This window comes from Cohnella rhizoplanae (assembly GCF_948329515.1).
In the GTDB taxonomy this organism is placed as follows: domain Bacteria; phylum Bacillota; class Bacilli; order Paenibacillales; family Paenibacillaceae; genus Cohnella; species Cohnella rhizoplanae.
Map to the genome: position 1 here is coordinate 167,716 of NZ_CAOJCN010000006.1, position 21,780 is coordinate 189,495.

The window sequence follows — 21,780 nt, forward strand, 5'->3', positions numbered from 1 at the left end:
GCGGAGGCGCGAAATGCTGTCAATGGGAAGCACTTGCCTCCCCGCAGCGCGGCGGGCACGGGGCCGCCCACTCTGTTATACTCGAATCATAGCCCCGGCGGCTTCGCCGGGAATCCGAGATTCGGACGATGCAGAGGGGAGGGCGCCTGATGTCTTTTCGCTACGAGATGTACGCGTACCGGGATATCCGGGAGGCGCACGCGGACGCGCTGCTGGCGGGCAACGGACTATCGATCTCCTATTCGCCCAGGTTCAGCTACGGCTCGCTCTATCAAGCGGCCGCGCCCTACATGGAGGAGACCGTGTCCGCGATCTTCGCGGCGCTCGGCACGACCAACTTCGAGCTGGCGCTGCGCGAGATCAATCAGGCGATTAGCCTCAACGGGCTCGTCGGCAACGCCAGCGGCAGACTGCCGGACCTCTACGCGGATATCCGGCAGGCGCTCGTCCGGGTCGTACAGCAGGTGCACCCGGAGAAGACCGACATCGACACGCCCGCAGGCGCGCAGCCCGCGGAAGGCCGCAGGCACGGGAGGCTCGCCGAGCTGGGCGTGCATCTTGCCTGTTTCGATGCGATTTTCACCACCTCGTACGACTTGATTCCATATTGGGCCATCATGACTTCGCCATCTTCCTTCAAGGATTATTTCTTCGACTGCATTTTCTCGCCCTTGGTGCCGGAGAAGTACGCCGAGCGCATTCCGCTTCATTTCTTGCACGGCGCGCTGCACCTGTACACGGAGGACAAGCTCACGCGCAAGATCGTGGCCGAGAGCCGCCAACTGACGCTGCCTCGCACGCTGGACCAACTATACCGGAGCGGAGACGCGGTGCCGCTGTTCGTGTCCGAAGGATTGAGCCGGCATAAGATGTCGCGCATTTTAGAAAACGAGTACCTCTCGTTCTGTTATGACGGCCTGAAGCGCTTGTCGGGCGGGCTTACGGTGTTCGGCTTGTCGTTCGACGGGGACGAGCATATCGTCCAGGCTGTCCGGGAGTCGGCGCTAAGCCGCATCGCGATCGGGATCTACACGCCGGGACTGTGCCCGGAAGAGATCATGCTCGAGCAGGCGAGGTATGCGGGCAAGCTGGGGGGCGACCGGGAGCTCGTGTTCTTCGACTCGTCTACGTTCTGCGAGGACAGCGAGGGATGAGCCTGTTGACAATCCCACGGACGCTCCGTTAGAATGATCACACAATCTCAGATCGGAATCAGGCCTATGAAGAGCATCCAACTCGGAGGCGTTCCCGTCAAGAGCGGCCCTGTATCGCGAGATACGGCCGCATCCTAAGTTTACCGGCCCCGCCCGTTACCGCGGAACCAAGAGGATGAATCGGCGCCCCGCGCGCCGGTTCATCAAGTTGGGTGGCACCGCGAGCTGACGCTCCTCGTCCCAATTCGGACGAGGGGCGTCTTTGCGTTTTCAGCCGACAATACTTGGAGAAAGAGGCGAGGGAAATGGATCGGACGTACAACTTCAATCCGGGACCGGCGGCGCTGCCGCTCGAGGTGCTGGAGCAGGGACGGGACAGCTTCATGGAATATGGGGGACAGGGCATGTCGCTCATGGAGATGTCGCATCGCAGCAAGCCGGTGGAGCGCATGATCGCGGAGACGGAGGAGCTGCTGCTGGAGCTGATCGGGCTGGCGGACGCAGGCTATCGCGTGCTGTTCATGTCGGGCGGGGCGAGCGCGCAGTTCGCGTTGGCGGCGATGAATCTGTTGACGGCAGGCAAATCGGGGCGGTACGTGCTGTCGGGCGGCTTTTCGGAAAAAGCGTACGAGGAGGCGCTGTCGGTCGGGGAGGCCGAGGTGCTCGCGAGCGGCAAGTCGCACGGATGGGCCAGGCTGCCGGACGTCGACGCGGCGCTGCCGGGGCTGACGGCGGCGGATACCGCCTACGTGCATCTGACGACGAACAATACGATCGAAGGCTCGCAGTTCCGGAGGTTTCCGGACACGGGCGCCATCCCGCTGATCGGCGACATGACGAGCGATATATTGAGCCGGGAGCTCGATTGGAAAAGGTTCGCGATGTTCTACGCCGGCGCGCAGAAGAACCTGGGGCCGGCGGGCGTCACGGCCGTCGTGATCCGCGAGGATCTGCTGGCGGCTTCGGCAGGCGCGAAGCTTCCCGCGATTTTCCGCTACGCAACCTATGCCGCCAACAACTCGCTGTACAATACGCCGCCGGTGCACAGCATTTACATGATGAAGCTCATGCTGGAGTGGACCGCCCGGCAGGGCGGGGTGGCGGCGATGGAGGCGCGAAGCGCGGAGAAGGCGGCGCTGCTCTACGAGGCGATCGACGCGAGCGGCGGTTTCTACGGCGGCATCGTGGAGCGGCCGTACCGCTCGTCGATGAACGCGACCTGGCGGCTGTCCGACGAGTCGCTGGAGCGGACGTTCCTGCAGGAGGCGCAGGCCGCGGGCTTCGCCGGGCTCGCCGGACATCGGAGCGTCGGGGGGATCCGGGCGTCGATCTACAATGGCGTGCCGGTCGAGGCATGCCGGGCGTTGGCCGGGTTCATGCACGATTTTCGGAAGCGGCGGGGTTAAGGAAGGAGGCTGGCGACTATGCTGGACATGACCTATATCCGCGATCACGCGGAGCTGCTGCAGCATACGGCGGACCGCAAGGGGATCGCGGTATCGATCCGCGGGCTACTGGAAGCGGACGCGCAGCGCAGGACGCTGCTGCAGGAGGTCGAGCGGCTGCGGGCCGAGCGCAACCGGCGGACGGAGGAGATCGGGGCGCTTGTCAGGGCGGCGCGCGCCACCGATGAGCGTGCGGGCGCGGTGGACCGCGCAGCGGCGCAGCCGGAGGGCGTGAATGTCGTACGCGTGCAGCTGGCAGAAGAAGCGAAGCAGCGTATGCGGGAGATGAACGCCGAGCTCGCGGCGCTCGAGGCGAGGCTGGCCGAGACTGCGGCCGCATGGCGGACGCTGCTCGAGCTGGTCCCGAATCCGGTGTCGGCGGACACGCCGGACGGGCGTTCGGACGCCGACAATGTCGAGCTTCGGCGCGTAGGAGAGGTGCCGGCATTCGCATTCGAAGCGCTTGATCACATACAGCTCGGGGAGCGTCTCGGCATGCTCGACCTCGCTCGCGGGGTGAAGCTCGCGGGGACGCGCAGCTACGTGCTGAAGGGCGTCGGCAGCCGCTTGCACCGCGCCGTGCAGCAGCTGGCCATGGACGTGCTGGAGCGGCGCGGCTTCACACCGCTCGAGCTGCCAGCGATGATGCGCGGCGTGGCGTTCACGAACACCGGTTTTTTCCCCACGGGCAGAGATCAGACCTTCGCGCTCGCCGAAGGAGACAAGTATCTGATCGGCACGTCGGAGGTCGGCCTCGTCTCGTATTATGCCGGCGAGACCGTGGCGTTGGATGAGCCGATCCGCCTCGCGGCGGCGACGCCCTGCTTCCGCAGCGAGGTCGGCTCGGCTGGCCGCGACGTGCACGGGCTGTACCGGGTTCATCAGTTCGCCAAGGTCGAGCAGGTCGTCCTCTGCAGGGGCGACGCGGCAGTCTCGGATGCGTTGCTGGGGGAAATCACGGCCAATGCCGAGGAGATTCTGCGGCTGCTCGAGCTGCCGTACCGCGTCGTGGCGGTCTGCGTCGGCGACATGTCGCAGAAGACGCACAAGCAGTACGACATCGAGACATGGATGCCGAGCCGCGGGGCTTACGGGGAGACGCATTCGTCGTCGAACGTGCTGGATTTCCAGGCGCGCCGGGCAGGCATTCGCTACCTGGACGCCGACGGGACGCTGCGCTACGCGCATACGCTCAACAACACGGCGGTCGCCGCGCCGCGCATCTTGATCCCGCTGCTGGAGAATCACCAGCGGGAGGACGGCTCGGTGTACGTGCCGCTGGCGCTGCGCCCTTATCTGGGAGGCGTGGAGGCGGTGCGGCCGGAGTGAGCGGCGGAGGAACTTGACATTTCCTCTCGCTAGGCGTAAATTATTTGACAATTCACATTTATCAGAAACAACGGCGAAGATACAAGGATATGACGTCCGCGTTCGGCGGCACAGAGAAGGAACCCTTGGCTGCGAGGTTCCCCGACCGAACGGACGCTCCCCGCCTTGCGAGCCGCAGCGAGGCAATGCGCTGCCGGGGCATGCCCCGTTATCCGAGAAGGATCGATCGGCCGCGCCGATTCGGTCGAATTAGGGTGGTACCGCGAACGCATTCGTCCCTGACGAGTGCGTTCTTTTTTATACGCTGAAGGAGGTATCGGAACATGTATCAATCCAGCTTGCTGGCGCCGACGATGAGAGACGTTCCCTCGGATGCGGAGGCAGCCAGCCATCGTCTCATGCTGCGCGCGGGCTTCGTCCGTCCGTTGGCCTCGGGAATTTATAATTATCTGCCGCTCGGCTGGCGCGTGCTTCGCAAGATCTCGGCCGTCGTCCGCGAAGAACTGGACCGCGCGGGCGCCCAGGAGATGCTGATGCCCGTCCTGCAACCCGCGGAGCTATGGAGAGCTACCGGAAGGTACGACGTCTATGGCCCGGAGCTGGTACGGTTCAAGGACAGGCACGACCGCGACTTCGTGCTCGGGCCGACGCATGAGGAGGTCATTACGGCGCTGATCGCGGACGAGGTCCGTTCCTATCGGCAGCTTCCCAAGACGTTGTACCAGATTCAGACGAAGGTCCGCGACGAGCGGCGTCCCCGGTTCGGGCTGTTGCGCAGCCGGGAATTTATGATGATGGACGCCTATTCGTTCGACGCCGACGACGAAGGTCTGGATCGGACTTACCGAGCGATATATGGGGCGTATGAACAAATTTTCGCCCGTTGCGGTTTGGACGTCCTGGCCGTCGAAGCGGATGCTGGCGCGATCGGCGGCGAAGGCGACTCGCACGAATTTATGGCGCCGGCCGATATCGGCGAGGATACGATCGCCTGGTGCGCGAGCTGCGGTTATGCGGCTAACTTGGAGAAGGCTGAGATCGGGATGCGGGAGTCCGGCGCGGGAGGCGAACGAGCCGATGCCGCAAGGGTGCCCGCTGAGCTCGTTCACACGCCTGGCGCGCGTACGGTCGAGCAGCTATCCGCGGCGCTGGGCGTTCGGACGGACGACATCCTGAAGACGCTTGTCATGATTGCGGACGGCGAGGCGGTAGCGATCGTAATTCGCGGAGATCACGAGGCCAACGAGATCAAGATTAGGCAGGCATTGCATGCAAAAACGTTGGAAATGGCGGATGCCGGGACGGTCGCGGCCGTCGCCTCGGCGCCGGTCGGTTTTATCGGTCCGATCGGATTGGACATTCCGATATACGTCGACCGGGCGGCTGCAGAAATGGCGAGCGGAGTCGCCGGAGCGAACGCCGCGGATCGCCATCTGCGCGGAGTCGTGCCCGGTCGGGACTTCGCGCTTAGCCGCGTAGCAGATCTGAGGAACGCGGCCGAGGGCGATCCCTGTCCGAGATGCGCGGACGGGAAGCTCGGGATCCGCAGAGGTATCGAGATCGGCCATGTATTCAAGCTGGGGACGAAGTATAGCCTGCCGCTGAATGCCGCATTCGCAGACGCGAACGGTGCCATGGCGTCGATCGTCATGGGCTGCTACGGAATCGGCGTCTCGCGGATGTTGTCGGCCATCGCGGAGCAGCATTATGACGAGCGCGGCTTGCGCTGGCCGGCCGAGGTCGCCCCCTTCCGGGTGCATATCGTGCCCGTGTCGTGGAAGGACGCGGCGCAGATGGCGCTCGCTGAGGAAATCTACCGGACGCTGACCGCGGAAGGGATCGAGACGCTGCTCGACGACCGGGAGGAGCGTCTGGGCGTCAAGCTGAAGGATGCCGACCTGTTCGGCATTCCGCATCGCATCGTCGTAGGCAAGCGCGCGGCCGAGGGCGTCGTAGAGTATGCGGAACGCTCTTGGCCGCAGCCGGAGGAGATCGCTGTAGGCGAAGCGGCCAGCCGCTGCCGCGGGATCGCGGGGCGCTGACGGGTGGATCAGGCTGCGAAGGAGATGCAACGTGCTCGCGCCGCCGGATCGCCCCGCTGACGCTCAAGCAAGAGACACCCGCCGCCGCGACACGCCAGCCGCAGCCCGCCTTCCGCGCCGACACCGGCCGCGACCGCTTCCTCCCGCGTCGACACCCGCCCCGCTACCAGCTTGCACCAGCTCCGCTACCAGCTAATCCGCCCTGAACAGACCGTCCAGGTGAGAGGACACGATCCGCATGAGGCCTGCGGGATCCAGGTGCTCCGCATAGGTCGTGTAGTGGACGACCAGGCCGTCGACGAGCGCGTGCAGCAGGCGCGCTTCGAGCTCCGTGTCGATGCCCGGCCGGGCGAGGCCCCGCTCGGACAAGGCGGCGATCATGCGCTTGAAGCCGTCGTACAGCGCCTCGTGGGCCTCCTGGCTGAGCGCGCGGATCGCGGGATCGGACACCGCCTTGCCCGCGAACGCCAGCCAGACCTCGGCCTCCGCGAGACGTTCTTGGTCCAGCGGCGCGAGCTGCGCGATGATCAGCTCCATGTCCGCGCGCGCTTGTCCCGTGAGGGCGAGTCCGTCGATCCGCGCGCCGACCCGCCGGATGAGCAGGCGCATCGCGTAGGCGAGCAGATCGTTCTGGGCGTCGAAGTAGTGCCGCAGCGCGCCCAGCGTCAGGCCGGCCTCCTCCGCGACCCGCCGTACGGACGCGCCTTCGATGCCTTCTCTCCGCACAAGGCGCCACACGGCTTCGGCGATATGTTCTTTTCGTTTTTCGTGGTCGACGATTTTAGGCATGCCCTTATTATAATACGATTGTATTATTAAAAATAGCTGTTATAATCAGGCTTAATTAATACGACTGTATGGTAAAAGGGGCTGCTGCGATGATCGGCGTCATCATTGGCTGCGAGATCGCGTTCTGGGTACTCATCCTGGCGGGGCTGGCATGCCGTTATTTGATCAAATGGAAAAGAACCGGTTCCGCGCTGCTCCTGTCGACCCCGGTCGTGGACATCGTGCTGCTCGCAGTCACGGTCGTCCACTTGAGACAGGGGGCCGAGGCTACCTTCGCGCACGGGCTCGCCGCGGTCTATATCGGCGTCTCGATCGCTTTCGGCCACGCGATGATCCGGTGGGCGGACGCCCGCTTCGCCCACCGGTTCGCGGGGGGCGGAGCGCCGGCCCCCAAGGCGAGATACGGCAGCGAGCACGCGCGGCAGGAGCGCCTCGGCTGGTTCAAGCACCTGTTGGCTTGGGCGATCGGGTGCTTGTGTCTGGCGGGCATGATCTATCTGGTCGACGACTCGGGCAGCACGGAGCAGCTCGTCCGGGTCATCCGGCTGTGGTCGTTCGTGCTTGGCATCGACTTCCTGATCAGCTTCAGCTACACCCTCTCTCCCAAGAAAGAGAAGCGCAAATCTCGACCGCCAATCTGAAGCGGATCATTCTGCCCTGTCTCAATGCCCGTTCCAATCACTGTCCCGTTCCAATCGTAGGCCTCCGATCATGTTTTTCCGCGGGCTCTAATAGGATGAGTTAACGGCTTTCGGCCGTATCATCGGGGCGAAAGGGCGGGATGGGCATGTGGGGGTTGCTGGCGTTCATGGTGTCGGCGTGCGCGGCCGGCTTTATCCTTTTTCGCAGGAATACGGTGCCCCGTTCGTCGCGGCAGACTGCGGGCGCATCCAGGCTGTCGGTCGTCATCCCTGCCAGGAACGAGGAAGCGAACCTGCCGCATCTGTTGTCGTCTCTCCAGGCCCAGCGCTATCGCCCATACGAGATCATCGTCGTGGACGACGGCTCTACGGACCGGACAGGCCCGATCGCCCGGAGCTTCGGCGCGACGCTGATCGGAGGGTTGCCGCTGCCGGAGGGGTGGACGGGCAAGAATTGGGCGGTGTGGAACGGGTATCTGCGGTCGACGGGCGATCTGATCGCGTTTCTCGACGCGGACGTGAGGCTGGCGCCGGACGCGCTAGGCGCGCTGATCGAAGCGCGGGCGCAGGTCGGCGGGGCCGTCTCGGTCGTGCCGTACCATTATACGGAGAAGTTTTACGAGCGGCTCGCGCTGGTTCCGAACCTGCTGGGTCTCTTTGCCTTTACGTCGCCGTTCGAGCGGACGAATCCGCGGAAGGGGCTGTACGGCTCCTGCATCTTGACGACGCGGGCGGATTACGAACGGGCGAAAGGGCATGAAGGCGTGAAGTCGGAGCTGCTGGACGATCTGACGCTCGGCGCCAGATTTGCCGAGGCCGGCGTGCCGGTCGCGAACTTCATCGGTCGCGCCCTGGTGTCGTTCCGCATGTATCCGGGCGGCATCCGCAGCGAGGTGCAGGGCTTCGGCAAAGGTGCGGTGCAAAGCACGGGCAAGCTGAGCAAACCGACGGTGCTGCTCGTTGCGCTGTGGCTCGTCGGCCTGATCTGCGCCGAGGCCGCGCCGTTCGTGCTTCATTCCGCGTGGGCGCCCGCGTGGGCGGCCGGCTATTTGCTGTACACGCTGCAGATCTACTATTTTGCCCGCCATACGGGACGATTCGGTCCGTGGCTGCCGGCGGTTCATCTGCTCAGCACGGCCTTTTTCCTCTATATCATGCTGTATTCCTCCTATCGCGTCCTGTTCGTCGGGCATGTCTCCTGGAAAGGCAGAAAAATCGGCGTCAAAGGCGGGGCCAAGTGACGCTCCTGCTCTGGTCGGCCGCCTTGTTCCTGTGCGGCTCGCTCATGTTCTCCTACTGGCTCGGACTAGCGGCCCGGCGGAACCTGCGCGACGTCGGAGACGGCAATCCCGGCGCCCTGAACCTGTGGCGGTCGGCGGGCTACGTATACGGCATCGCCGGCATCGCGCTGGATTTCGCCAAGGGCTGCGCGCCCGTCGCCTGCCTGCTCGCCGCCGACAAGCTGTCGGGCTACGGCGTCGCCGCTGCGTCGCTGATGCCCGTGCTGGGGCATGCATTCTCCCCGTTCCTGCGGGGAAGGGGCGGCAAAGCGATCGCGACGACATTCGGCGTCTGGTGCGGATTCGCCTTCGAGGGCGCGCTGGCGTATGCGCTGATCCTCGCCGTACTGCTTGCGGGCAGCCGTCTCACGCGAATCAAAAAGAGGACGTCCGCCGAAGCGGACGCCCTCCAGGTCGTGCTGGGGATGCTGCTGCTATTCGTCTATCTGTCCGCGCGGTCGTTCCCCGCGCCGGTCGCCGCGCTCGCGCTCGCGAATCTGCTGCTGCTGGCGGTCACGCACAGGCGCGAGCTGCGGCGGCTATTCGGTCGCCGAGACACGGACCGGATGCCGCGTTAGCGGCCTGTCGCAGCGGCGACGCGATCGCCCGTGGTAACAGCTACCGCGCGCCTTCAAGCCTCTCAGGCGCTCGTCTGCGCGAGTCCCTCGGTTGCGTGCACCGGCGGGCGCTGCCTGACGATCGCCAGCATGGCGAACGTCCCGATCAGGAACAGCAGGCCGGCGGCCGCGAAGATGGCCTCGAGCGGGAACGAAGCCTTGAGCGATCCGGCCGCCGACATCGAGATAACCATCATGCCGGTGAACATCGGGCTCAGCACGCCGTTGACGCGGCCGATGATGGTCGGCTTGGACCACTTCAGGATCATCGTGCTGATGCCGATGTGGATGCAAGGGAAGACGAGACCGTTGACGAACTGAACGACCAGCGTCAGCGGCACGCTCGTAGAGTAGCCGACGATCACGGTGCACACCGCGCCGAAGAACATGCCCGTGGCGAGCAGCGCCTGCGGCGGCACCTTCTGCGCGAACGCGGCGACGAGGCCGCCGCCGATGAGCATGGCGCCGCCGCTGACCATGAGCATGTACTGGAGGAAGTCCTCCGGCTTGCCGAGCCGTTCGGTGACGACGAACAGGTTGAGCGCCTGGGCGGTGCCCACCGCGAGGCCCGCGAGGATGAAGGCCAGTCCCAGCATGCGAAGCACGGGACTATGCCAGACGTAGCTGAAACCCTCGACGAATTCCTGGCGGAAATGGCTCTTCGCCGCATCGCGCTCTTGCGGAAGGTCTGCCGGCAGCCGGACGAGGACGATGGCGGACAGCAGGAACGCGACGCCCATGACCGCGACGGACGACTCCAGCCCGAAGCGGCTGTAAGCGAACGTGCCGAGCATCGGTCCGAGCACCATGAAGATCGCCATCAGCGACTGGAAGATCGCCATGCCTTGCTGCATCTGCGCCTCGGGCACGTGCTGCTTGAACAGGCGCATGCCGGACGGCTGGGAGAACTGGGACAGGATGGCCGAGATGAAGGTCACGAGATAGACCGACTGCCACGAGCCGAAGTGAATGCTGAGCAGTACGACGAACACCGAGACGGCGGACAGCAGGTCGCACCATACCATGGTGCGCTTCGGCCGCCAGCGGTCGGCGAAGGTGCCGCCGATGAACGAGAAGACGAAGATCGGAGCGAACTCGGCCACGCTGATGAGCGAGATCGCGTAGGGATCGTTGTCCGTCTTGGCCGCGACGAACAGCAGGATCGCGAAGTTGCGGACCCAGATGCCGATCTGCAGCAGGACGTTGGACAACAGGATGGTCTGCAGGAAGCGGCTCGACAGCAGGCTGGCCGGCTTGCCCGGGGCGGCATTGGATGCCGAATTCATAGATTCATACACTCCTTAAGGATAGCGGGTTCGTTTTCGGACCGGTCGTATTTCCATGAGGTAAACGTACGGCCGCTTCGTTTTGTTGCTCGATTTTACCATAGCATAAAGAGGCTTGGCGCATTTCTTTTCGATTGCTCTATTTTTCCGGCGCGGCCCTGTCGACATACTGCTTATATTCTCTTACATAAGGAGTCATGCCCCGATGCCGACGATGCTGGAGCACGTTCTAGCCGCGATCCCCGTTTACAAGCAATGCTACACCGACGAGCCCGTCGTGATCGTGATCGACCGGTCCCAGGTCGTCCATTTTGAAAAGGCTTCGTTCTATCCTTCCGAGATTCCGGTCGGCACGCCGATATCGTCCCTGCAGGGGACGGTCCTCCTCAAATCGCTGGAACTGGGCGAACGGGTCGCGGAAGAGCGGGACGCCTCGCGGTTCGGCACCGCCTACCTGTCGATAGCCAGTCCGATCCGGGAGGACGGAGCGGTGGTCGGCGCGATCGGCTTCATCGTGCCGAATACGCGTCTCGACACGCTGCGCGCCGGCGCCGCCGACCTGTCGGGCGTCATCCAGGAGATGTCTGCGACCGGGGAGGAGATTACGGCGGCGGGCGCCCACATCGCCGAGCGGCTGGCCGAGCAGGCAGCGGAGTCCGTGCTGCTGCTCGAGCGGCTCAAGAAGGCGGGGGCGGTGCTCGCTTCGGTGAAGGAGATCGCGGAGCAGAGTCAGCTGCTCGGTCTGAACGCCGCGCTCGAGGCCGCCCGCGCCGGCGAGCATGGGCTCGGTTTCGGCGTCGTCTCGACGGAGATTCGCAAGCTGGGCGAGTACAGCAAGGCTGCCGTAGGGCAGATTACCGAGCATTTCCGGTCGATGGAGGAGAGCATCCGCGCGATGGACGGCACGATCGGCGAGATCGCGAGGGAGTCCCGCGGCGCCTCGGCGGGGATGGAGGAGTTCAGCAGAGCCTTCGAGCACATCGCGGACGTATCCCAGCGGCTGTCGGACTCGACCGGCTACGAGCGTTAACCGAGGGGCGCCGGCCCCGCCCGTACGGACCGCGGATAACCGACCAGCTCCATGAAGCCGTAGCCGGCGATGCCCGTTGCGGTCCCGTCCGCCGGACGCGCTTCGCCCCGAACGGAGACGACCCCCTCCCAGATCGCCCGCAGCGGTCCGAGGACCGGCATCTCCTGCCGGTCCATGAGCGCCGCAATCCGCAGCTCCATGGCGTAGTCCGGCAATAATAGATCCCAAGCCACGGGATAGTCGGCTCCCGTGGCTTCGCTATGCCAGATTCGTGCGGGCCGGAGCAGGACGCGCTCCGACGTCAGCACCGAGCCGTCCGGCAGGATCAGCTTGGCCGCGGCGCCCGGCTCGCCGGGGACTGCCGCAGCGGCCTTTTCCCGCCGCAATCTGCTCACGAGCAGCTCGCGTCCGTCGTCCAGCTGCAGTCCGAACCAATCCCACCCGTCCCCGTTCAGCAGGCCGTAGCTGCGTCCCCACTGATGATCGAACCAGCCCTCCCCGCGCAGCGTCTCGGTACGGCCTTCCGCGTGCAATTCCCCGTACGCCAGGTTGCGCGTCGACGAGTAATAGCGCAGGCCGTTGAGCTCGCCCGCCTCGTCGATGATGGAGACAGGCTTCCGCGGGACATAATTCAGTCTTAAGTGCGCCGCCTCGGAGGTCAGCTGCAGCTCGAATCCGGCACGGCTGTCGTCGCGGAAGGTCATCGTATTGCGCCCGTAGGTCAGCCTGGTCGGGGCGGCTTGAACGGCGGAGGCCTGCATGTAGCGGTGAGGCGGCGGCAGATCGTTGGAGAGCAGCCTGCGATAGGTCTCCCAGGTATGCCGGTCGGATGGATTTTTCAGCAGGTATGCAGGCAGGTACAGGCCCGCCATTTGGAACGCAAGCGTCCGGTCGAGCTCGGAGTGGCTCTCGAATCCGTCCCGGTCCAGCCGGATGAGCGAGTGGATAACGTAATGTCCCTTGGGAGCCAGGAGTTCCCCGACGCGGAAGAAAGAGGCCATGACGGCGTAACGCCCGCCGCGGCTCCCCGTCAGCAAGGCGAAGCAGTACCACCATTCCACGTTCGACGCCGGATGCGAGGCGGCATCCTGGGGCAGGGCGATCGAGCCCTTTCCTCCGGTCAATGAAAACGCCCCCTTCGCTTTTGCACCAACTTATGTGGGCGCGCGGCCGGAGGTGACGCGTCTTTGGACGGATTCGCCGCCGTCCGTGTTTATTTCGCCGAAGCGATTTATAATGGGAGATAGCATCAATACTTGTACAAAGGGCAATCGGGCAACGATGTCCGGGAAAAGGCGGGATGAGACGGTGTACGCATTTGTCATTGAGCCGGCGGGTTATGTCGCGTTCGCGGACGAGTCGGAGCGGTTGGAGAAGTGCAAGGAATGGGATCTGCTGTCGGAGAAGGCGACCAAGTCCAAGACATTCTACTACAAGGGTTACGGGTTGAAGGAAGCCTGCGAGATCGTCGGTTACGTGGACCATATGAGCGCGGTGATCCAATTCGCGAACAAGCAGAAGCATTGCATTCACCATTCTTATCTCAAGGAAATGCAGGCGGCGAACTTCGGCCAGCGCTTTGCTTCGGTCGCGGATCCGGATGAAGCCGGCGCCTTGCCGGCGGGCGCGGAGGCTGGGCCGGAGCTCGAGTCCGCGTTGTTTTCGGAGGCGGCTCCGAATCCGTCCGAGACCGCTCGGGTCGCGGCTTCCATACCCGCTGCGCCGCCGCAGGAACGTACGGACGCGGTCGATATCTCAGAGCCGCCTGCCGATTGGCCGCCTGTCGAGCTTCCGGCCGCAGCCGCGCTTGCGAAGCCCAGAGCCTCGGCGTCCAAGTCGAAGAAGGTGCAGCTGCCGGAGGAAAAGGTCAAGGTGACCGCGGTCGTCAAGGAATTCACGACGGTACCGAACCACTTTGCGGACAACGACGACGAGGTCATCATCTACGACGAGGTGGTCATCGCAGATTCGGGCGCGGAGCTCGGCGAAGCCTGGTCGAGCCACAGCGCCACGCTCAAGAAGCTGGAGCTGGCCGAGGGGGACAAGCTCTCGTTCGAGGCCAAGCTCGTGGCCAAGAAGCTCGCGAAGCATCCGATTCCGTACAAGATCAACAACCCGGCCAAGATCGTCAAGGAACAAGGCTGAGGCTGTTCGCCCGACCCGTCCTTATCCGATCGGGAAAAGTCGGACCGCCCGCGGCCGATCCTGTTAACCTTAATGGCGAAGGGAGGTCATCCGCATGAACGGACTGGAGCGGTTGAACGACGCGTTGTCCTACGTGGAGGCGCATTTGGTCGAAGAGGAAGAGCCCGATATCGGAGAGGCGGCCCGGCTCGCGTGCTGCGGCGAACACCACTTCCGGCGCATGTTCGCCTCGCTCGCGGGCGTATCGCTGACGGAATACGTGCGGCGCAGGCGCCTGACGCTGGCGGCCTTCGAGCTGATCGGCAGCGAGGCGCGGATCATCGATATCGCCGTGAAGTACGGTTACGGCTCGCCGGATGCGTTCGCCCGTGCGTTTCAGGGGCTGCACGGCTTGACGCCCTCCGAGGCCCGCCGTCTCGGGCAGCCGCTCAAGGCTTATCCCCGGATGACCTTCCGGCTTACGATCGAGGGAGGCGACGAGATGAATTATCGGTTGGTGGAAAAGGAAGCGTTTCGCATCGTGGGCATCATGAAAAGAGTGCCGCTGATCTACGAAGGCGTCAATCCGCATATCGCGGAGATGTGGAGCAGCCTCACGGCGGAGCGGATCGCGGAGCTGAAGGCGCTGTCCGACATCGAGCCGGGCGGATTGATCAGCGCATCGGTCAACTTCGCCGAGGGCAGAGAGGAACACGGCCAGCTCGACCAGTACATCGGCGCGGCCACGACGCAGGCGTGCCCTCCGCATCTGGCGGCGCTCGAGGTAGCCGCGTCGGAATGGGCGGTGTTCGAGGCGGTCGGCGCATTCCCGTCGGCGCTGCAGTCGGTATGGGGCCGCATCTATGCGGAATGGTTCCCCTCGTCGAGCTACGAGCTAGCTCCAGGTCCCGAGCTGCTGTGGAACGAGGGTAAGGATACGAGCAAGCCCGATTACCGCAGCGAGATCTGGATACCGGTGCGGCGGCAGCGCTGAAGCAAGCGCCGGCAAACGAGAATCTCCTGAACCGCTTGTTGCGGGAAGGGAGATTTTTGCGTTGCACGGCCTTCGCTCACCTAGAACACCCACTGCCCGACCTCGCCGAATCGCCGCAGAAGTCTCAAATAGGAACAAACCCGCCGCCCGGCCTCGCCGCATCGCCGCAGAAGTCCCAGGTAGAAACAAACTCGCCTCCCGACCTTGCTGCATCGCCGCAGAAGTCTCAGATAGGAACAAACCCACCGCCCGACCTCACTGTATCGCCGCAGAAGTCTTGGATAGGAACAAACCCGACTCCCGACCTTGCTGCACCGCCAAAGAAGTCTTGGATAGGAACAAACCTGCCTTCCAACCTCGCTGCACCGCCAAAGAAGTCTCAGATAGGAACAAACTCGCCTCCCAACCTCGCCGCACCGCCGCAGAAGTCTCAGATAGAAACAAACCCGCCTTCAGCAATGCGCCGCCTGCCGCGCGCCTCCCCACCTTAAAAAAACAAACATCTCCCCCTAAGTATGCGCATTGTAGGCGATTACATCTCCCATCATAATGAGGCTATAACAAGTCAAGGGGGATTTGAACATGATTACGACCGGCAAAAAAGTGGCTGGCACCGCGATGGCGGGCTTCCTCGCCGTCAGCTTGGCCGCCTGCGGCTCTTCCAACAACGGCAACAACGGCAACGGCGACGCGGCGGCAACGGAGTCCGCATCCGCATCCGCGCCTGCCTCGGCTTCGGCCAGCGCTCCTGCCTCCTCCAGCGCCGCAAGCGGCGAGAAAGTAACGATCACGTTCCAGAACATCTATCCCGACCCGACGGATCCGAAATACAACATGCTGCACAAGATCGTGAAGCAGTACGAGACCGACCACCCGAACGTCCACATCGAGCTCGACTCGCTGAACACCGACCAGCAGAAGCAAAAGCTGAAGACGCAAGCCGCCTCCAACGAGGTGCCGGACATCACGATCGTGAACCCGTCCGCGCAGATGAAGCCTTACGTCGACGCCGGCCTGTTCGCGCCGCTCAACGAGATGGTCGAGAAGAACGGCCTGAAGGACTCGTTCCAATCCGGCATTCTGGACTACTACACCTTCGACGGCAATCTGTACGCGCTGCCTGACGGCAACAACATCGGCCTGCTCTACTACAACAAGGCGCTGTTCAAGCAAGCGGGCATCGAGGCGCCGCCGGCTACGTTCGAGGACCTCATCGCGGACGTCAAGAAGCTGAAGGAAAAGGGCATCCAGCCGATGGCGATCGGCGAGAAGGACACCTGGACCGGCTCGTTCCTGTTCATGAACGTCCTGCTCCGCACGAACGGCGGCCCCGGCTTCCTGCAGGACGTGGTCGACGGCAAGAAGACGTTCGAAGATCCGGCGTTCACGGGCGCGGTCGACGCGTTCGAGCAGCTCGTTCAAGCGGGCGCATTCCAAGAAGGCGCGACGTCCTTCGATTACAACGCGGGCGAGAACCTGTTCAAGACCGGCAAAGCCGCGATGTACTACATGGGCAGCTGGGCGACGGGCGGCATTGAAGTATCCGACGCGAACAAAGACGGCAACGTCGGCGTGTTCAAGTTCCCGACGGTCGGCGGCAAGGGCGACCCGAACCAGTTCATGCTGGCGCCGGGCAGCGGCTTCGCGGTCTCCAAGAACAGCAAGCACCTGCCCGAGACGCTCGACTTCCTGAACTACTTCATGACCAACTATCCGAAGGAAGCGTTCGCGGTCAAGGGTGCCGTAGGCGTGGCTCAGAAGGTGGACGGCGACTTCAAGGCGGCAGGCTACTCCGACATGGCGATGGAAGTGCTCGCGATGTTCAAGGACGTCGCCGGCGGCGACATCTCCTTCGACAACACGATGAACCCGGCTACCTCCCAGGCGCATCTGTCCAGCATTCAGAACCTGTTCGTCTCCAAGAAGGACGCAGCCGCGGTCGGCAAGGAACACCAGCAAGCTTACGAAGACAACAAAGAATAATCGGCCTTGAACGTACGGTACGGAGGGGGACGCCTGGCGCCTCCCTCTGTCTTACGTATCGTTCGGACCGCTTAAGGAGGCGTCAGCCTTGAATGTACTGAAGGTATCCCGCTGGACGATCGCGGCGTTCGTGCTGCCCTGTCTGCTGCTGTACGTCGGCCTCGTATTCGCGCCGATCGTCGTATCCTTTTACAACGCGACCTTGAATTGGAACGGAATCGGCGTCGCCAAGCACGTCGGATTCGACAACTTCCATCGCATGTTCACGAACGACTCGGTATTCTGGCCGTCCGTCAGGCGGACGTTCATGCTGGCCGGCTTCTCCATGCTGGTGCAGCTGCCGATCGCCCTGTTCGTCGCAATCCTCATCAGCCGCTATGTGCGCAAGCCTAATTTTCTCGTATCGAGTTACTTTATGCCTGTCATCCTCTCCGTCGCCGTCATCGGGCAGCTGTGGAAGACGATCTACAACCCGGCTTCGCAGGGCGGCATGATCAATCAGATTCTCATCAAGCTCGGACTCGATTCCTGGACCCACGCCTGGCTGTCGGAGCCGAAGGTGGCGATCTACGCCATCATCGTCATCGGACTGTGGCAGTATCTGGGTTACCACATTCTCATTCAGTTCACCGGGATACAGAACATTCCGGCCGATATCTACGAGGCCGCCAAGATCGACGGGGCCGAGGGCTTCAAGGCCGACCGATATATTACCCTGCCGATGATCGTGCCGATCTTCAAGATCTCAGTCGTGCTCTCATTCATCGGATCGCTGCAATCGTTCGACCTGATCATGGTCACGACGGCCGGCGGACCGGCGCATGCGACGGACGTCCTGGCCAGCCATATGTACAACATCTCGATCCTGTCCCAGAAGTACGGCTACGGCAGCGCCATCGCTTGCTTCCTCGTCGTCGTCTGCTTGGCGGCCACGGTCGTCATCAACCTTGCCTTCAACCGCATCGAGAAGCGCTACAACTGATTCATGTCGTCACTCATTAACGTTATGCCGTTAATCATTCATGCCGCGATTCATTCGTGCCCGCAATTATAAGAAAGGGGGCGCACACCCCATGAGCCAATCCGCCAGCATCGCCGTCCGGGAGCCCGCCGTCCAGACCAAGCGGCGCGCGTTCTCCCTCAAGAAGACGATCGTGTTCGGTTTCTTCGGCATCCTGCTCGTCACGCAGCTCTATCCGCTGCTGTGGCTGCTTATCTATTCGCTCAAGACCAACGAGGAGATTCTGTCGGGCAGCTTCTTCGCCCTGCCGGCTTCGGTCCAGTGGAGCAACTATTCGAACGCGCTCGCGGGCGGCCGTTACTGGCACTACCTGCTCAACAGCGTGATCGTGACCTCCGTTACGATGGTCTTCGTTATCCTGCTCGCCTCGCTCGCGGCGTTCGCGATCACGCGGTTCCGTTGGAAGTACGGCCAGATCGTGATGCTGATCTTCCTGATGGGCCTCATGATCCCGCTGCAGAGCACGCTGCTGCCGCTGATGCTGATCTTCAAGAACATCCACGTCCTGAACACGCGCTGGGCGATGATCCTGCCCTACATCGCGTTCCAGATTCCGATCGCGGTCTTCATCATGAGCGGGTTCCTGCGCACCATTCCGCACGAGATCGAAGAATCGGCGATCATCGACGGGGCGGGCGTATTCCGCATCTTCCGCAGCATCATCCTGCCGGTATCGATTCCGCCGATCATGACGGTGTGCATCCTGACCTTCATCAACGTGTGGAACGAGTATATCCTGGCCGCCACGTTCATCTCCAAGGAGGCGCTCAAGACGCTGCCGTTCGGGGTGTACAGCTTCGTCAGCCAGTACTCGGTCAACTACGGGGCGATCGGCGCGTTCCTCGTGCTCGGGGCGCTGCCCGTCATCCTCGTGTACTTCCTGCTGGCCGAGAAGATCACGAAGGGCATGGTAGCGGGCGCCGTTAAAGGTTAAGATGATGGGATGAGACGATTCCAATCCATCCACGGCCGCCTGTTCCTGATCTTCCTGTTCAGCATGCTCGGGCTCTTGCTCGTCGTCAGTCTGGTCTATTACCAGCGGGCGACCGAGCAGATCAGGGACAAGGTCGGCGTGATCGCGGAAAAAAACATATCGCAGACGGTCGGCCTGTTCGAACTGATGCTGAAGGGATACGACAGCGTCACCAAGTCGCTCAACAGCAACAACGAACTCATGCAGCTGCTGCAGCAGAAGACGCCCGCAGGCTCGCCTGCGGTGACCTCCGTCAACCGGGAACGGCAGATCACCGATATCCTGGGCGCGATCTTCTATTCGCGCAGCGACATCGTCGGCATCCACGTCATCGCCAGCCAAGGCAAGGTATACAGCTTCGACCGGTCCGTAGGCACCTCGACCCGCGGCTTCGCGCGGACGGAATGGTTCGCCGAGCTGCAGAAGTCCAAGGGAGACATGCGCTGGCTGGGCGTCTATCCGCAGGCGCCGATGAGCGGCGGGATCGACAGCCCGGTATTCGCGTTCGGCCGCCAGCTGTTCGAGCTCAGCACGATGAAGTCGGTCGGCTACGTGCTGATCGAGACCGAGGAGGATCCGATCCTCGCCGCGCTGTCCAACGCCAGCATCGGGCCGGGCAGCAGCGTCGTGATCCGCGACGCCGCCGGGCATGTCATCGTCCGCACCAAGCCGGAGGATGAATCGGCCGAGACGGAGGCATTGCCCGCCGATTGGCCGGGCAACCTGAAGAAAGGGGAGGTCGCCGTCCGCGACCGCCAGGACGCGCTGCTCACGGCCGCCCGGATAGGCACGGCCGACTGGACCGTCATCGGCGTGACGCCGAAGCGCGATCTCAAGCTCGAGCTGAAGCAGACGCAGCGATTCCTGCTTACCGTCATCATCCTGCTCGTCGTGGCCGCCACGGCGCTTGCGACGCTCGTGTCGCGCTCGTTCTCGTCGCCGTTCAAGCGGCTGATCCAGCAGATGAAGCAGGTCGAGCTCGGGAACTTCCAGGGGCGGGTGCGCGTCCATTCGTATCAGGAGCTGAACGTGCTCGTCGGCTCCTTTAACCGCATGGTTCATCAGATGGACGACTTGATCGAGCGGGAGAAGCTGTCCTCGATCAGCGAGAAAAACGCGCAGCTTCAAGCGCTGCAATCCCAGGTCAACCCGCACTTCCTGTTTAACACGCTCGACATGATCTACTGGATGCTCGACGAGCGGGAGAACGACCGGCTCGGCCGGATTATCCTGGCATTGTCCCGGATCTTCCGGTACAGCAGCGACTGGGAAGAGGCTTCGCGAGCGCCGCTGCGCCTGGAGCTGGAGCAGCTGCGCCATTATCTGACGATCATCGAGACGCGGCTAGGCGGCCGCGTGCATACGGAGATCGAGGTGGAGGAGCGCTGGCTCGGCGCCCAGGTGCCCAAGATGATCCTGCAGCCGATCGTCGAAAATGCAGTAAAGTACGGCCTCGAGCCGTTGAACAGGCCCGGCATGCTCCGGATCTACTCGGAGGAGACGGCGTGCGGGCTCGACGTCGTCGTGCAGGACAACGGCGTCGGCATGGACGAGGAGACGCTCGCGCGTCTGCGCCTGGCGCTGGCCGATGCGCCGGAGACGGCGGCGCGGCAGGAGGACGCGGTCGGACGCAGGGGCATCGGTCTCGCCAACGTCCATCGCCGCATCGTCCTGATGTACGGAGACGGCTACGGCCTGCGGATTCATAGCGAACGCGGTCAGGGCACGCGGATCGTCGCTTCATTTCCCAAACCCGGTGGAGAGGGGGCTGCCCCATGAATATACTCGTCGTCGACGACGAAGAGGTGATCCGCAGCGGCATCGAGCGGACGATCTCCCGGCAGTTCCCCGCGCATCGCGTCTTGCTCGCGGCGAACCCGGAGGAGGCCGTGGAGCTGCTGCGGGCCAAGGCCGTGGATCTGGTGCTGACCGACGTTCTCATGCCGGGCATGACCGGCCTCGAGCTGATGGCGTTCTCCCGGCGCAGGCAGCCGCAGGTCAAGTGGGTCGTCATCTCCGCCTACTCGGAGTTCTCCTACGCCCAGGAGGCCGTGCGGCTCGGCGCGCGCGACTATCTGCTCAAGCCGATCGGCAAGGACTCGCTGATCCGGCTGATCGAGGAGCTGGAGCGGGAGGTCGCGGAGGAGAGCGAACGCAACAAAGAAGCCGACCTGACGAAGCGCAACCTTCGCTTCCTCCGGGAAGGCGTATTCGCGCGCTGGGCGTCCGGTCTCGATCTCGGCGGCATCGACCTCGCGCCGTTCACCGAGAACCATCCGTACTTTAATCTCGTCATGGTGCGGCTCGAGAGCGACGCGGACACGCGGCTCGAGCACTTCATCGTCGAGAACGTGCTGACCGAGCTGATGGAGACGGCCGGCAAGGGCTTCGTCGCCAGCATCGACGTGCGCAGCCTGCTGGGACTCGTGACGCTGCGGGAGGAGGCGGGCCTCGGCCTGCTCGTCGACAAGCTGCGCACTCACCTCAAGCGGTATCTCAAGACCCCGTTCCAGGTGCTGTCTTCTGGACGGATCGAGCATCTGACGGCGGTGCCGGAGGAGGTCCGCCGCATGCGGAACTCGCCGGCCGCGCAGGTGTACGACCACTATGCGAGCGGCGGGGAAAAGGCGATCGAGGTCGCGGTGCAATATATCCATTCGCACTTCGGCGCGGAGATCAGCCTGGAGAAGGTGGCGTCGATCGTTTACCTGAACCCGGTCTACTTCAGCCAACTGTTCAAGCAGAAGACCGGCACCGGCTTCAAGGAATACGTCACCCATCTGCGTCTCTCGCGCGCGATGGAGCTGCTCCGCGACTCCGAGCTCAAGATCGGCGACATCGCCGAGCGGGTCGGCTATCCCGACGTGCGCCACTTCTCGCAGGTGTTCCGCAAGAAGGCCGGCTGCACGCCCTCGGAGTACCGGCAGGAGGGCGCAGGTCAGGAAGGGCGCGAGCTGCGGAATTCAGAGACCGAATAAACCGGATCACGACGAAAAAGCCGTTCTAGGCACCGATGGAGAGGATCACTCTCGATGGGCCCGGAACGGTCTTTTTGCGTACGTCTTAGCATCT

18 protein-coding genes are annotated in these 21,780 nt (G+C 63.4%); 15 read left to right on the top strand and 3 right to left on the bottom strand.

Annotation, left to right across the window (positions count from 1 at the left end):
- Window positions 1-149 precede the first annotated feature (149 nt).
- The 4 genes from PQG80_RS12285 (at window position 150) to PQG80_RS12300 (ending at window position 5,970) form a co-directional block, all read left to right on the top strand.
- On the top strand, window positions 150-1,154 hold the full coding sequence (locus PQG80_RS12285; protein WP_271751634.1) for a DUF4917 family protein: 1,005 nt from the start codon (window positions 150-152) through the stop codon (window positions 1,152-1,154).
- 305 nt (window positions 1,155-1,459) lie between these two features.
- A complete protein-coding gene (serC, locus tag PQG80_RS12290; protein ID WP_271751635.1) occupies window positions 1,460-2,560 on the top strand; it encodes a 3-phosphoserine/phosphohydroxythreonine transaminase in 1,101 nt (366 codons plus the stop codon).
- 18 nt (window positions 2,561-2,578) lie between these two features.
- Entirely contained in the window at window positions 2,579-3,928 is a 1,350-nt protein-coding gene (gene serS / locus PQG80_RS12295) for a serine--tRNA ligase (RefSeq protein ID WP_271751636.1), read from the top strand.
- Between the two features lie 323 nt (window positions 3,929-4,251).
- Window positions 4,252-5,970: a proline--tRNA ligase gene (locus PQG80_RS12300; RefSeq protein WP_271751637.1), complete on the top strand. Its 1,719-nt coding sequence runs from the start codon at window positions 4,252-4,254 to the stop codon at window positions 5,968-5,970.
- 192 nt (window positions 5,971-6,162) lie between these two features.
- On the opposite strand, the gene PQG80_RS12305 is transcribed toward PQG80_RS12300, so the two are convergent.
- Entirely contained in the window at window positions 6,163-6,759 is a 597-nt protein-coding gene (locus PQG80_RS12305) for a TetR/AcrR family transcriptional regulator (RefSeq protein WP_271751638.1), read from the bottom strand.
- Window positions 6,760-6,848: 89 nt separating this feature from the next.
- On the opposite strand from PQG80_RS12305, the gene PQG80_RS12310 reads away from it, so the two are divergent.
- The 3 genes from PQG80_RS12310 to PQG80_RS12320 all read left to right on the top strand — a co-directional run bounded on the left by PQG80_RS12310 (window position 6,849) and on the right by PQG80_RS12320 (window position 9,258).
- A complete protein-coding gene (locus PQG80_RS12310) occupies window positions 6,849-7,400 on the top strand; it encodes a hypothetical protein (protein ID WP_271751639.1) in 552 nt (183 codons plus the stop codon).
- A gap of 146 nt (window positions 7,401-7,546) precedes the next feature.
- The gene (locus tag PQG80_RS12315) at window positions 7,547-8,641 is read left to right on the top strand and encodes a glycosyltransferase family 2 protein (protein ID WP_271751640.1); all 1,095 of its coding nucleotides are present in this window, start codon (window positions 7,547-7,549) and stop codon (window positions 8,639-8,641) included.
- Window positions 8,638-9,258 (top strand): glycerol-3-phosphate acyltransferase, encoded by a 621-nt coding sequence (locus PQG80_RS12320; RefSeq protein ID WP_271751641.1) that lies wholly within the window; start codon window positions 8,638-8,640, stop codon window positions 9,256-9,258. The genes PQG80_RS12315 and PQG80_RS12320 overlap by 4 nt, the downstream gene beginning before the upstream one ends.
- Before the next feature lie 62 nt (window positions 9,259-9,320).
- Here PQG80_RS12320 and PQG80_RS12325 read toward each other — a convergent pair whose 3' ends face one another.
- Window positions 9,321-10,583 carry an MFS transporter gene (locus PQG80_RS12325; protein WP_271751642.1) on the bottom strand — a complete coding sequence of 421 codons (1,263 nt, stop codon included), beginning with the start codon at window positions 10,581-10,583 and terminating at the stop codon, window positions 9,321-9,323.
- Between the two features lie 205 nt (window positions 10,584-10,788).
- On the opposite strand from PQG80_RS12325, the gene PQG80_RS12330 reads away from it, so the two are divergent.
- Complete coding sequence (locus PQG80_RS12330) at window positions 10,789-11,613, top strand: methyl-accepting chemotaxis protein (RefSeq protein ID WP_271751643.1); 825 nt, start codon at window positions 10,789-10,791, stop codon at window positions 11,611-11,613.
- Here PQG80_RS12330 and PQG80_RS12335 read toward each other — a convergent pair.
- A complete protein-coding gene (locus PQG80_RS12335) occupies window positions 11,610-12,737 on the bottom strand; it encodes a lipocalin-like domain-containing protein (RefSeq protein ID WP_271751644.1) in 1,128 nt (375 codons plus the stop codon). The two genes, PQG80_RS12330 and PQG80_RS12335, sit on opposite strands and share 4 nt — an antisense overlap.
- 184 nt (window positions 12,738-12,921) lie before the next feature.
- Here PQG80_RS12335 and PQG80_RS12340 point away from each other — a divergent pair, with 184 nt between their 5' ends.
- From PQG80_RS12340 to PQG80_RS12370, 7 genes are all read left to right on the top strand, one after another.
- Complete coding sequence (locus PQG80_RS12340; RefSeq protein ID WP_271751645.1) at window positions 12,922-13,758, top strand: hypothetical protein; 837 nt, start codon at window positions 12,922-12,924, stop codon at window positions 13,756-13,758.
- A gap of 94 nt (window positions 13,759-13,852) precedes the next feature.
- Entirely contained in the window at window positions 13,853-14,731 is an 879-nt protein-coding gene (locus tag PQG80_RS12345; protein WP_271751646.1) for an AraC family transcriptional regulator, read from the top strand.
- A gap of 582 nt (window positions 14,732-15,313) precedes the next feature.
- Entirely contained in the window at window positions 15,314-16,714 is a 1,401-nt protein-coding gene (locus PQG80_RS12350) for an extracellular solute-binding protein (RefSeq protein WP_271751647.1), read from the top strand.
- Between the two features lie 88 nt (window positions 16,715-16,802).
- Window positions 16,803-17,696 (top strand): carbohydrate ABC transporter permease, encoded by an 894-nt coding sequence (locus PQG80_RS12355; protein WP_271751648.1) that lies wholly within the window; start codon window positions 16,803-16,805, stop codon window positions 17,694-17,696.
- Window positions 17,697-17,787: 91 nt separating this feature from the next.
- Entirely contained in the window at window positions 17,788-18,669 is an 882-nt protein-coding gene (locus PQG80_RS12360) for a carbohydrate ABC transporter permease (RefSeq protein WP_271751649.1), read from the top strand.
- Window positions 18,670-18,678: 9 nt separating this feature from the next.
- A complete protein-coding gene (locus PQG80_RS12365; protein WP_271751650.1) occupies window positions 18,679-20,487 on the top strand; it encodes a cache domain-containing sensor histidine kinase in 1,809 nt (602 codons plus the stop codon).
- Complete coding sequence (locus tag PQG80_RS12370; protein ID WP_271751651.1) at window positions 20,484-21,686, top strand: response regulator; 1,203 nt, start codon at window positions 20,484-20,486, stop codon at window positions 21,684-21,686. The genes PQG80_RS12365 and PQG80_RS12370 overlap by 4 nt, the downstream gene beginning before the upstream one ends.
- The last annotated feature ends 94 nt before the right edge of the window (window positions 21,687-21,780 follow it).

Excerpts from the sequence above, each read along its gene's own strand:
- PQG80_RS12285 (WP_271751634.1), top strand. The coding sequence starts at position 150 with ATGTCTTTTCGCTACGAGATGTACGCGTACCGGGATATCCGGGAGGCG.
- serC (WP_271751635.1), top strand. The coding sequence starts at position 1,460 with ATGGATCGGACGTACAACTTCAATCCGGGACCGGCGGCGCTGCCGCTC.
- serS (WP_271751636.1), top strand. The coding sequence starts at position 2,579 with ATGCTGGACATGACCTATATCCGCGATCACGCGGAGCTGCTGCAGCAT.
- PQG80_RS12300 (WP_271751637.1), top strand. The coding sequence starts at position 4,252 with ATGTATCAATCCAGCTTGCTGGCGCCGACGATGAGAGACGTTCCCTCG.
- PQG80_RS12305 (WP_271751638.1), bottom strand. The coding sequence starts at position 6,759 with ATGCCTAAAATCGTCGACCACGAAAAACGAAAAGAACATATCGCCGAA.
- PQG80_RS12310 (WP_271751639.1), top strand. The coding sequence starts at position 6,849 with ATGATCGGCGTCATCATTGGCTGCGAGATCGCGTTCTGGGTACTCATC.
- PQG80_RS12315 (WP_271751640.1), top strand. The coding sequence starts at position 7,547 with ATGTGGGGGTTGCTGGCGTTCATGGTGTCGGCGTGCGCGGCCGGCTTT.
- PQG80_RS12325 (WP_271751642.1), bottom strand. The coding sequence starts at position 10,583 with ATGAATTCGGCATCCAATGCCGCCCCGGGCAAGCCGGCCAGCCTGCTG.
- PQG80_RS12330 (WP_271751643.1), top strand. The coding sequence starts at position 10,789 with ATGCCGACGATGCTGGAGCACGTTCTAGCCGCGATCCCCGTTTACAAG.
- PQG80_RS12345 (WP_271751646.1), top strand. The coding sequence starts at position 13,853 with ATGAACGGACTGGAGCGGTTGAACGACGCGTTGTCCTACGTGGAGGCG.
- PQG80_RS12350 (WP_271751647.1), top strand. The coding sequence starts at position 15,314 with ATGATTACGACCGGCAAAAAAGTGGCTGGCACCGCGATGGCGGGCTTC.
- PQG80_RS12360 (WP_271751649.1), top strand. The coding sequence starts at position 17,788 with ATGAGCCAATCCGCCAGCATCGCCGTCCGGGAGCCCGCCGTCCAGACC.
- PQG80_RS12365 (WP_271751650.1), top strand. The coding sequence starts at position 18,679 with ATGAGACGATTCCAATCCATCCACGGCCGCCTGTTCCTGATCTTCCTG.
- PQG80_RS12370 (WP_271751651.1), top strand. The coding sequence starts at position 20,484 with ATGAATATACTCGTCGTCGACGACGAAGAGGTGATCCGCAGCGGCATC.